This is a genomic window from Flavobacterium sp. (assembly GCF_027531905.1).
GTDB lineage: Bacteria > Bacteroidota > Bacteroidia > Flavobacteriales > Flavobacteriaceae > Flavobacterium.
Window position 1 is genome coordinate 11,647 of the sequence record NZ_JAPZSU010000020.1, and the last position, 11,779, is coordinate 23,425.

An 11,779-nucleotide genomic window follows, 5' to 3' on the forward strand; every position below is an offset into this window, starting at 1 on the left:
ATTAAAATGAAGAAAATTACGTATTCAATTATCTTGCTTTTATTCGTTGGTTTTTCAGCGATTTCGCAAAGAAAACACGACGAAATAATTACCACAGATAATCCCGTCCAAGATTTAGTGCAAAATGAAATTACTGGTATTGTTGTTTTTAAAGAAGGAGGCACAGTAAAAGGGATAGACCCAGAAACCAAAAAAGTTGTTTGGACACTTACAAAAGATGATTTTGGCAGTGTATCTGTAGGTGACATCATGAAAGATCCTGATTTTGGTAATGTTTTTAAAGATAAAAAGGCTTTAACAAGCGTTGGTGGAAGCCCTTATGTTGAGGCTTACATCAATAACAAGTATATTATTGTAAATACTGATACAGGTAAAATTGTATACAACTCATCAAAAGAATCGTTTTGGGTAATGCAATCTGATTTTATCCCCGAAACGGATGAATATTTGCTTACTTTAAAAAAGGACGGAGATATGGCCATCGCTCTTTTGGATATGAAAACAGGTGAGTTAAAATGGAGTACTTCTGTTGATAAAGCGAAATCATTATTTAGTTTTTCTTTAAAAGAATCAGCAAATACTAATATAGCCAAAATAAATGGTGCTGTAATTTATTATCTTTTATACGGAAAATTGTATTCATTTGACAGAAACACAGGTAAATTGAACTGGAAAGCAGATGACGAAGAGTACACCAAATTCTTTCTAACACAAAATGATAAAAACATTGTAGTAGTTAATAGCCAAGGTATTTTCTCAACCAAAGAATATTTGAATGTATTAAGTACTGATACCGGAAAGAGTATTTGGAAAGAATCAATTAAAACCAAAAAAGTAGTGTATCTCGAAGATTGGGGATCAAAATTATTAATTGCTCATTTCAGCGGTTTTAATTTCTATGACTTAAAAACCGGTGAAAAAATATGGAAGAAAGATGCTCGTGGGGATGGTTTGAAACGAGTAATCCCAATTGATCAAGATTTTCTTTATGTAGCCGAAAACGAAATGATGTTAATCAATAAAGACGGTGAAAAATTGTGGAAAAAGTTTATCGAAATTTCAGACGATAAGGAAGATCCTATTTATTACTTAGGTAAAGTAGGTGAAAAAGTAATGTATCTGACAGGTACTTACGGGAATATGGTAGATTACAAATCAGGAAAAAAATTATGGAAACGTAATATTGAATTTGATAAAAATCGTCCTGTTTTACCTACGTTTGAAGAAACCTCAAATTCATATTTAGTGTACAACGACGAAAAGTTGTATAAGTTTAATCCCACTATTGATGATAAACCAGAGCCATTTGCAAAAGTGAACATCAAAAATGAAAAAGAGTTAAATAGTATCGAATTATTTCCTTGGGGTGTTGTGCTTTCTGGACCTGTGGAGGTTATGGGTGTGAATATGGATGGAACTGTAAAATACCACCTTACTTACAGTCAGCCAGGCGAAGGAGGCAGACGTTTATTAAAAAGCACAGCCATCGTTGGAAGTGCATTTATGGCTGGCGCATCAGCTGTTAGTGCATTTAAAGGTAGTGAATTAACAATGGAGACTCGTGATGAAAAAGGAAACAGACAAACCAAAACAGTTCGTGAAAGAGACAAAACGAATATGGCACAAGCCGAAGGTTATGCTGCGGGTGCTGCTGCATTAGGGATGGTTGCCGAGAAGTTTGGTTCTCGTTTTAATGCGATGAAACAAAATCGTGATTTCTCTTATATTTTCGCTAAAACCCCAACTGGAGAAAAAATGCTTGTGAAAGTTAGAAAAATTGACGGTGTAGAATTGGACAAAATAACGTTTAACAACAACCGCCCTCAATATGAAATTGACCCAGCTACGCAAAATATTTTTTACGTTTCTGATAACTCAATTCAAATTTTTAATAAAAAATAAAAATTCAAAGGCCATCAGGAAATTCATCTGATGGCTTTTTTTTACCTATGAAAAAAAAAATACTCTTTATGTTTTTGCTTGTAATTGTCTCGATTCAAGCGCAAGAAAAAATAAGCTCAAAGAAGAAAAAATTCTATATACCAACCATTCAATATTCTCAATTTCCCATTCTTGATAATGTGTTGACACAAACGACTTTTTATCAAATGGATAAGGAGTTGATTCAGGAAGAACTTGTATTGAAGAAAAATTACTTTAATATTAATGGTTTTATCAAAGACCCAGCCAACGGAAAATTAAAGATTTATTTGACCATTGGATTGCCAAAATTTACTGCTACCAAAATAGATAGTACATTTGATACAAAACAAAAAAAATGGAAGTATGCCATCTCTTCTAATTATAACGTAAGGATAAAAGTGGAGGCTAAATGTGCTGATAAACTTTTGTTATCAGAAGATTTTAATACAATAGAGTCTTATGTTGTTGGTAATGAATATCAAAAAAGTAATCTTAAGGAAGCTTTTGCTAATACGAGTAAGGCAAACCTAGACGCCGAAAGAAAAGATGATTATAGTATTGAAGATTTAGGAATCGATAAAGTAATCTATCAGTCTGTAGGTAAAATTCAGAATTATCTTAACTATAAATTTGGCTATAGTAAAGGCGAATCCAAAGAAAAATTTGAATTTGTGACCTCCAAAGATCATCCAGAATACAAGCAGATGCTTGATTTTGAAAATGAAATTTCAGCACAAATGCAGAAAGTAACCTTCGAAAAAGGATTAGATGAGAAAACATTACTACCTCATTTAGTTTACTTAGAGAGTTTGTTAACCAAGTATCCATCTTCTCCAGCTAACGAATACATCAGATTTATTGTTCTCAATAATTTGGCACAAACTTATTTTTTACTCGAAAACAAGGAAAAAGCATTGTTATTTGCCAACTTACTTATTGAAAACGATAAATTAGATTCAAGAGGATCTACAATTATAAGCCGAGTTAAGAATGCATTTTTTGCAGATAAAATGATCAGAAGTCATACAACCCGTTTTGTAGATCTTAAAAAATTAGGACTTAAAATTGCTGAAGAAAAGGAAGAAATGAGACTTGCTTTCTTTGAGAAAATTCAGCAACAAGACGCCGATTGGGAAATTGAAAAAGCCAATAGAGAAGCTAATTTAATTAAGTCCAAAACCCAAAGGTTTAACATGCTTGACTCTATTCCTTATCAGTCTAAACCAGATTTATTAGCTAAAGTTATTGCTAGTTTAGGAGGATCTCAAGCGTTAAAAAGTATCGAAAAAGCGCATATGCTATCCAAACTTTTCATTGAAGGCAACAGAGTTTCTCAAACAGAAGAAAAATGGGCAACGACCTCTAATTATCTTTTGAAGAAAAAGATGCCTGAAAATTATTATGAAATAGTAAATGGGCCAGAAGCTTGGAGTCACGATGATCGTGAAAGTGGAATTAATGCAAAATGGGCAAAGCAGACTTCGTATGGCTACAATATGTTGGCTAAAAATGTTGATTTGATTAATTTTATTTCTGATCTTCGACTTGATGTATGGAACGATTTTGAGCTTTTAGAAGATGAGATGTTTGAAGGAAAACTATGTTACCATTTGAACTATTTTGAAAAAACATTAAATTCAGCCAATAGAACGATTCCAAAAACGGACTATCATTTGTTTATCGATAAAGACACCCATACCATAGTTGCTTCAGAAAAAACTGAATATGACAATGGAAATAAAAGCTTTTTTGAAAGAAAACTATTCTTGGATTATCGCCCTGTTCTAGCCTTGAACTCAGGAAATCTGCCATTTAAAGTAGCTTATGAAATTGAAGATTTTAATGGAGAAACAGTATATCAAGAATTGAGAGAAAAGATTGATATTAATCCTGTTTTTGGCAATCGAATTTTTATTAAAGAAGTCTATTTTGGAGGATTTAAATAGTCTTTTTATGATTTTTATTTTTTAGTTTAAGAGAGGGGTAATTTTTATTCCTCTTTTTTTTGAGAGGTTGCATAATAAAAATCTATGAATTTTCAATAAATACACAAACGATAATTCAAAATTTATTACTTTCGCACCTCGATTAAGAAAAGGATACAATGAGTACAAAATTTACTGAATACAAAGGACTTGACTTGCCAAAAGCGGCATCAGAAGTGCTTGATTTTTGGAAGAACGAAAATATATTTGAAAAGAGTGTAACTACACGCGAAGGCAACACGCCTTTTGTGTTTTTTGAAGGACCTCCTTCGGCCAACGGATTACCAGGAATTCACCACGTGATGGCACGTGCAATTAAAGATATTTTTTGCCGATATAAAACCCAAAAAGGTTTCCAAGTAAAGCGTAAAGCAGGCTGGGACACCCACGGTTTACCAGTAGAATTGGGTACTGAAAAAGAATTAGGTATCACCAAAGAAGATATTGGAAAAACCATTTCCATCGAGGATTATAACGAAGCGTGTAAAAAAACCGTAATGCGTTATACCGATGTTTGGAATGATTTGACTGAAAAAATGGGGTATTGGGTAGATATGGAAGACCCATATGTGACCTATAAACCCAAGTATATGGAATCGGTTTGGTGGTTGCTAAAGCAAATCTACAACAAAGATTTGATGTACAAAGGCTACACCATTCAGCCGTATTCACCAAAAGCGGGTACTGGTTTGTCTTCTCACGAAGTAAATCAGCCAGGAAGTTACCGTGATGTTACGGATACTACCATTGTAGCTCAGTTTAGAAGCCCCCTAACCCCCGAAGGGGGAATTGGTGACAATTCAATTTTAAAAGCATTTGGTCTTAGCTCCCTTCCTTCGGAGGGGCTGGGGGAGGCTTTTTTCTTGGCTTGGACGACAACGCCTTGGACATTGCCATCGAACACTGCGTTGACGGTTGGACCGAAAATTGATTATGCCTTAGTAAAAACCTTTAATCAGTATACATTTGAGCCTATCCATGTGATTTTGGCCAAAAATTTAGTGGGAAAACAATTTGCAAAAGGATTTTTTGCTTCTGAAGATGCAGCTGATTTCGAAAATTTCAAAGCAGGTTTTAAAAAAATACCATTCCAGATTCTGGCCGAATGTAAAGGCCAAGATTTAGTTGGTATTCTTTATGAGCAATTATTGCCTTTTGTTCTGCCTTATCAAAATCCAGAAAATGCTTTTAGAGTGATTGCTGGTGATTTTGTAACTACTGAAGATGGTACGGGTATTGTACATACGGCGCCTACTTTTGGTGCAGATGATGCTAAAGTAGCCAAAGAAGCTACTCCAGAAGTGCCACCAATGTTGGTTTTAGATGAAAATGGTACGCCAGTTCCTTTGGTAGATTTGCAAGGAAGATTCATTCAAGGTCTTGGAGATTATTCAGGGAAATACGTTAAAAACGAATATTATAACGAAGGAGAAGCGCCAGAACGTTCGGTAGATGTAGAAATCGCTATTCGTTTAAAAGAAGAAAACAAAGCTTTTAAAGTAGAGAAATACGTACACAGTTACCCACATTGCTGGAGAACAGATAAACCTATTTTATATTATCCATTAGACTCTTGGTTTATCAAAATTACCGAGGTGAGAGACCGTATGTTCGACCTGAACGACAGCATCAACTGGAAGCCAAAAGCTACTGGTGAAGGACGTTTTGGGAATTGGTTAAAAAACGCCAACGATTGGAACTTATCGCGTTCTCGTTATTGGGGAATTCCTTTGCCAATATGGAGAACAGAAGACAAACAAGAAGAAATCTTAATTGGTTCTGTAGAAGAATTATACAACGAAATAGAAAAAGCTATTGCGGCTGGTGTACAAACCAACAATCCATTTGCTGGTTTTGAAATTGGAAATATGTCCGAAGCCAATTATGATTTGATTGATTTACACAAAAATGTAGTGGACCAAATCACGTTGGTTTCTGCTTCAGGAAAACCAATGAAACGCGAATCGGATTTAATTGACGTTTGGTTTGACTCTGGTGCTATGCCTTATGCGCAATGGCATTATCCGTTTGAAAACAAAGAAAAAATTGATCAAAATACCGATTACCCTGCTGATTTTATTGCGGAAGGTGTCGACCAAACTCGCGGATGGTTTTATACGTTACACGCGATTGGTGCTTTGGTTTTTGATCGTATAGCATACAAAAACGTAGTATCCAACGGTTTGGTTTTGGATAAAAATGGACAAAAAATGTCCAAGCGTTTGGGCAATGCCGTTGATCCTTTTACCACATTAGAAGAATATGGTCCTGATGCTACGCGTTGGTACATGATTTCGAATGCCAATCCTTGGGATAACTTAAAATTTGATATTGAAGGAATTGCTGAGGTGCGTCGTAAGTTCTTCGGAACGTTGTATAATACGTATTCATTCTTTGCATTGTATGCGAATATTGATGGCTTTAGCTATGCAGAAGCTGAGGTGCCTTTAGAAGAACGCCCAGAGATTGATCAATGGATCATTTCAGAATTGAACACGTTGATCAAAGAGGTAGATGTTTTTTATGCTGAATATGAACCAACCCGTGCCGCTCGTGCAATTTCTGATTTTGTTCAAGAAAATTTGAGTAACTGGTACGTGCGTTTGTGTAGACGTCGTTTTTGGAAAGGCGAGTATGCTCAAGATAAAATTGCTGCTTATCAAACGCTATATACTTGCTTATTAAGTGTTGCAAAATTGAGTGCGCCAATTGCTCCTTTCTTTATGGATAAGTTGTATAAAGACTTGACACAAGCTACAGGAACAGAAAATTTCGAGTCAGTACACTTGGCACAATTCCCTGTTTCAGTTGAAAACTTTGTTGATAAATCATTAGAAAGCAAAATGCAGAAGGCGCAGACAATATCTTCATTGGTTTTGTCGCTGCGTAAAAAGGAAATGATAAAAGTGCGTCAACCCTTGCAAAAGGTAATGATTCCAGTACTTGACGCGGTTCAGAAGGCTGAAATTGAAGCCGTTGCCGACCTTATAAAAGCGGAAGTAAACGTCAAAGAAATCGAACTTTTAGACGATGCTTCAGGTGTTTTGGTGAAACAAATTAAACCTAATTTTAAAGCTTTAGGACCTCGTTTTGGAAAAGACATGGGCTTAGTATCCAAGGAAATACAAGGGTTCACTCCAGCTCAAATCAACCAATTAGACAAGGAAGGAAGTTTAAGTATTGTAATTTCAGGAAAAGATGTAATTTTATCTCTAGAAGATGTTGAAATTTCTTCCCAAGATATCGAAGGTTGGTTAGTGGCTAATGCCAATGGAATTACGGTAGCATTAGATATCACTATTTCTGAAGAGTTAAGAAAAGAAGGAATTGCAAGGGAGTTGGTAAATCGTATTCAGAATATCCGTAAAGATTCTGGTTTCGAGGTTACCGATAAAGTGAAGGTTTACGTTCAAAATCATGCTGTTTTACAAGAAGCAATTCTAGCCAATGAAAGTTACATCAAGTCAGAAACATTGACAGAAGAATTGCTATTTGCAGAAAACTTAGAAAATGGCACAGAAATTGAATTCGACGACATTAAATCAAAATTAATCATAACAAAATAACCCAACCAAAAAGAATTAACCAACCATTAAATTAATTTAGGCTATGACCGAGGAAATGACAAGATACTCAGATGCTGATTTAGCAGAGTTCAAACAGATAATCAAAGAAAAGATAGAGAAAGCGCAAGCCGATCTTGACTTGATAAAAAGTGCCTATATGAATGATTTAAATAATGGTACTGATGACACTTCGCCTACATTCAAAGCGTTTGAAGAAGGTAGCGAAACCATGTCGAAAGAAGCCAATTCACAATTGGCTATTCGTCAAGAAAAATTCTTACGTGATTTAAAAAATGCTCTTTTCCGTGTAGAAAACAAAACGTACGGTATATGCAGAGTAACCGGAAAGTTAATAGGCAAAGAAAGGCTTAAAATCGTCCCTCATGCAACCATGAGTATCGAAGCCAAAAACATGCAACGATAACAATCTGAAATCCAAAATTGAAATTCCAAATTCCAACATGCATCATGGAATTTGGAATTTCTTTTTAGTGATTTTTTATTTGATTTTGCTTATTTTTGCCCACTAAAATGTATAAAATGTCCTTACGCCAAGCTTATATTATTGTATTTCTACTTTTGTTAGTGGACCAAGTTTCTAAAATTTATATCAAAACTAATTTTGTTTTAGGCGAAGAAGTGACGGTCTTCAATTGGTTCAAAATTCATTTTATAGAAAACGAAGGAATGGCTTGGGGAACCAAACTTCCAGGAGAATACGGCAAGTTATTTTTGACCGTTTTCCGAATTTTTGCAGTGGCGGGAATTGCATATTGGTTATGGGATACCGTTCGTAATCATAAAAGTTCCAATTATCTGATCGTAGCCATTGCTTTGATTTTTGCTGGGGCTTTAGGAAACATTATCGATTCTGTTTTTTACGGGGTTATTTTTAACGACAGTTATCAGCAATTGGCGGTTTTGTTCTCAGATGAGCCTTATGGAACTTGGTTTCATGGGCAAGTAGTCGATATGTTTTATTTTCCTATCATCAAAGATTTTCCAATGCCAGAATGGGTGCCTTTTATTGGCGGTAGACCTTTCACGTTTTTTAATGCTATTTTCAACGTAGCCGATGTGGCTATTTCAACTGGAGTAGGAATCTTAATCGTATTCAATAAAAAAGCTTTTCATAAAGGAGAGGCGTAGTTTTTAGGAGCTTTATCTTGCTGTATGCTATATCTTTTATACAAAAACCCTTTCAGAATATAAAACTGAAAGGGTTTTTGATATAAAAGGATGCCGCTTCCATCAAGGCCTAGGGTTTTGGCTTACCCAAAAAGTTCGGCTGCTACATCTTCTATTTTCGTAACCAACCGAATTTGAATCCCAGTATTCTTAAGCGCAATCTTATTATATTTAGAAACGAATATGGTTGAGAAACCCAGTTTTTCAGCTTCTTGTATGCGTTGGTCAACTCGATTCACCGGACGAATTTCACCAGAAAGCCCAACTTCGCCAGCAAAACAAAAATCTTTGTGGATAGGAATGTCTTCGTTTGAAGATAAGATGGCGGCAACCACAGCCAAATCAATCGCGGGGTCATCCACTGAGAGACCACCTGTTACGTTCAAAAAGACATCTTTAGCGCCCAATCGGAAACCAGCTCTTTTTTCTAAAACAGCCAAAATCATATTCAGGCGTTTGGCATTGTATCCTGTTGTGCTTCGCTGTGGCGTTCCGTAAACCGCGGTGCTTACCAAGGCTTGTATTTCGATCATTAAAGGACGCATGCCTTCTAGCGTTGTAGCTATAGCAGTTCCTGAGAGTTGTTCGTCTTTGTGAGAAATCAATATTTCAGACGGATTTGAAACTTCTCGTAAGCCGCTGCCCAACATTTCATAAATTCCTATTTCGGCAGTTGAGCCGAATCGGTTTTTAAGCGAACGAAGGATGCGGTACACGTGGTTTCGGTCCCCTTCAAATTGCAAAACGGTATCTACCATGTGTTCTAGAATCTTTGGCCCAGCGATCGTACCATCTTTGGTAATGTGGCCAATGAGAATTACGGGAACGTTAGTTTCTTTGGCAAACTTAATCAACTCGGCAGTCGTTTCTCTAATTTGAGAAATACTTCCTGCAGTCGATTCAATATAATCCGTATGCAGCGTTTGAATGGAATCGATAATAACAATTTCGGGCTGCATTGCCTCAATTTGCTTAAAAATATTTTGGGTTTTGGTTTCGGTCAAAATGTAGCAATTGTCTCCATTTGGAGTGATCCGCTCTGCACGCATTTTGATTTGCTTTTGGCTTTCCTCCCCAGAAACATACAAGGTTTTATAAGGTAGTTTCAAGGAAATTTGGAGTAATAATGTACTTTTTCCAATCCCGGGTTCGCCACCTAATAAGATTAAGGAACCAGGTACTATTCCGCCACCCAATACACGATTCAGTTCTGCATCAGTGGTATCTAATCGGATTTCAGCTGTCGAGTCAATTTCGTTGATGCGCAAGGGTCGAGGTGCTTTGCCTATCGGAACGGACTCGCTCTTCCAAGCTACTTTCTCTTGTTTTTGTACAATCTCTTCAGCAATTGTATTCCACTCTTTGCAGGAATTGCATTGTCCTTGCCATTTGGCATATTGCGTGCCACAATTTTGACAAAAAAAGGTAGTTTTTACTTTCGCCATTATTTTTTAGGTGCAATTTTACTCAGCATTAATTCGTATTTTTCTAACATCATGTTCTTTGTCAGGGAGCCAATTTCTTGCATTTGCGAGGCGTTTTGATAGCGTTTCGTGGCTTTTTTGTAGTCTTCTTGTTTTTCATACATTAAGCCCAATTCATATTCCGCCAGCATTGATTTTGGATAATGCTTATCGGCCAAAATCGCCAACTGATCCAATTCACTATACGCTTTGTTTTTTAAAATTGCTGCTTCAATAGCTTTGAAATCATTAATTCTGATTGGAACGTCAAGATGTAAAGCTTCGTTTAGAACACTGTATTTTTTTTCTAAATAGTCTACGTAACCAGAAGGTAATACCGCGATTTTATTACTAAATTCTGATGAAGTAATGGGTTTGTAACTTTCAAAAATTTGATGCAAGGCACTTGGAATTGCATACAAAGTTTGGGAATAATGTCCTGCATCTTTGAAGGACTCAAATTTATAATTGACTAATGGATTGTTGTCCTTTTTGATGTTGTCATTCAGCATTTTGATAGGTTCTGCCAATTTTTTTATTTCATCTTCACTAGTCGATAAGTAATAAAAAACAGGACTTTTTGCAGTATTTAATTGTTCTGCCACTCTTTTTTCCATTAATGGGGCAAGTTCAGGATTTAAGGAAATGTAAGCGTTAAAAAGGGGATTTTCTTTGTACAGAAAAAAATTCAAATAACCTGCTGTTGTGTCAAGTCCAGCAATCATTCGGAATGGGGCTACCCGATATTTTTTTTCGATATAAGGCAGTAACTCTTGTCCAATAAATTCAAAAAAAGCGGCTCCTTTTTCGGCCGGGAGCCCTTGTGTCTCTTCAAATTCGCTATCGTCAACCCGCTCATCGTTATGATTTTGATGGATTCCTACGATTATTGTTTCCGGGAAATCGTCCCAGTAACTTCCATAAGAAATAGCGCCATAGAAAGGATCGAATAAAAAATCGCCGTCTAACAATAGTAAGATTGGATATTTTTTGGTAGTGTTTTTTTCGTAAGAAGGGGGTAAGCTTATAGTAATTGCTCGTTTTTCGGCTAACTTACTAGAATCAAAAGATTCGGTTTTGATTTGAGCATAAAATGGAACTGAAAGCAACAACAAAAAAAGGACCTTTTTCATGATTTGGGGAGTCTAAATTAGGTTTGAATTAAAAAACAGAGCAAGATACTATTTTAATTTATTTTATGAATAAATCGCAAGTATTTGTTGCTTTTAATGTTTTAAAAGCATTGATAGCACTGTTTTAAATGCTTAAAATTTAGACAAATAAAAAAAAGGAACTATGTAAGAGAGTTGTCGGTTTCGTTTGGAAAAATAATCCAAGGTTTAAAAGTTTTGGCCTCCTCAAATTCTAAAGTTGCGTAAGAAATGATAATGATAATATCATCTTTTTGAACTTTTCTAGCGGCAGGACCATTTAGTGTAATGATACCAGAATTTCTTTCGCCTTTGATAGCGTAGGTTTCAAAACGTTCGCCGTTATTGATGTTTACGATCGAAACTTTTTCGCCTTCTATAATGTTGGAGGCGTCTAACAAAGCTTCATCAATCGTAATACTGCCGATGTAATTTAAATCGGCACCAGTTACTTTTACACGATGAATTTTAGATTTTACTACTTGAATTTGCATGGGGCGAAG

General features: G+C 35.8%; 8 protein-coding genes. 5 read left to right on the top strand and 3 right to left on the bottom strand.

Annotation, left to right across the window (positions count from 1 at the left end):
* The first annotated feature begins 6 nt into the window (after positions 1 to 6).
* From O9307_RS06140 to O9307_RS06160, 5 genes are all read left to right on the top strand, one after another.
* The gene (locus O9307_RS06140; RefSeq protein WP_298296427.1) at positions 7 to 1,902 is read left to right on the top strand and encodes a PQQ-binding-like beta-propeller repeat protein; all 1,896 of its coding nucleotides are present in this window, start codon (positions 7 to 9) and stop codon (positions 1,900 to 1,902) included.
* A gap of 68 nt (positions 1,903 to 1,970) precedes the next feature.
* Positions 1,971 to 3,869, top strand: a complete 1,899-nt coding sequence (locus O9307_RS06145) for a hypothetical protein (RefSeq protein WP_298296430.1) — start codon at positions 1,971 to 1,973, stop codon at positions 3,867 to 3,869.
* A gap of 158 nt (positions 3,870 to 4,027) precedes the next feature.
* Positions 4,028 to 7,474: an isoleucine--tRNA ligase gene (gene ileS, locus O9307_RS06150; protein ID WP_298296433.1), complete on the top strand. Its 3,447-nt coding sequence runs from the start codon at positions 4,028 to 4,030 to the stop codon at positions 7,472 to 7,474.
* Between the two features lie 43 nt (positions 7,475 to 7,517).
* A complete protein-coding gene (locus tag O9307_RS06155) occupies positions 7,518 to 7,898 on the top strand; it encodes a TraR/DksA C4-type zinc finger protein (RefSeq protein ID WP_064716057.1) in 381 nt (126 codons plus the stop codon).
* Positions 7,899 to 8,014: 116 nt separating this feature from the next.
* Entirely contained in the window at positions 8,015 to 8,623 is a 609-nt protein-coding gene (locus O9307_RS06160) for a lipoprotein signal peptidase (RefSeq protein WP_298296436.1), read from the top strand.
* A 122-nt stretch (positions 8,624 to 8,745) separates the two neighbouring features.
* Here O9307_RS06160 and radA read toward each other — a convergent pair whose 3' ends face one another.
* The 3 genes from radA to panD all read right to left on the bottom strand — a co-directional run bounded on the left by radA (position 8,746) and on the right by panD (position 11,770).
* Positions 8,746 to 10,107, bottom strand: coding sequence for a DNA repair protein RadA (gene radA / locus O9307_RS06165; protein ID WP_298296439.1), 1,362 nt, complete (start codon positions 10,105 to 10,107; stop codon positions 8,746 to 8,748).
* The gene (locus tag O9307_RS06170) at positions 10,107 to 11,258 is read right to left on the bottom strand and encodes an alpha/beta hydrolase-fold protein (RefSeq protein WP_298296442.1); all 1,152 of its coding nucleotides are present in this window, start codon (positions 11,256 to 11,258) and stop codon (positions 10,107 to 10,109) included. The genes radA and O9307_RS06170 overlap by 1 nt, the downstream gene beginning before the upstream one ends.
* A 161-nt stretch (positions 11,259 to 11,419) precedes the next feature.
* A complete protein-coding gene (gene panD, locus O9307_RS06175; RefSeq protein WP_064716061.1) occupies positions 11,420 to 11,770 on the bottom strand; it encodes an aspartate 1-decarboxylase in 351 nt (116 codons plus the stop codon).
* Positions 11,771 to 11,779 lie beyond the last annotated feature (9 nt).

What these genes read in the sequence shown, in the direction of transcription:
- O9307_RS06145 (WP_298296430.1), top strand. Translation starts at nt 1,971, where the DNA reads ATGTTTTTGCTTGTAATTGTCTCGATTCAAGCGCAAGAAAAAATAAGC.
- O9307_RS06155 (WP_064716057.1), top strand. Translation starts at nt 7,518, where the DNA reads ATGACCGAGGAAATGACAAGATACTCAGATGCTGATTTAGCAGAGTTC.
- O9307_RS06160 (WP_298296436.1), top strand. Translation starts at nt 8,015, where the DNA reads ATGTCCTTACGCCAAGCTTATATTATTGTATTTCTACTTTTGTTAGTG.
- panD (WP_064716061.1), bottom strand. Translation starts at nt 11,770, where the DNA reads ATGCAAATTCAAGTAGTAAAATCTAAAATTCATCGTGTAAAAGTAACT.
- O9307_RS06140 (WP_298296427.1), top strand. Translation starts at nt 7, where the DNA reads ATGAAGAAAATTACGTATTCAATTATCTTGCTTTTATTCGTTGGTTTT.
- ileS (WP_298296433.1), top strand. Translation starts at nt 4,028, where the DNA reads ATGAGTACAAAATTTACTGAATACAAAGGACTTGACTTGCCAAAAGCG.
- radA (WP_298296439.1), bottom strand. Translation starts at nt 10,107, where the DNA reads ATGGCGAAAGTAAAAACTACCTTTTTTTGTCAAAATTGTGGCACGCAA.
- O9307_RS06170 (WP_298296442.1), bottom strand. Translation starts at nt 11,258, where the DNA reads ATGAAAAAGGTCCTTTTTTTGTTGTTGCTTTCAGTTCCATTTTATGCT.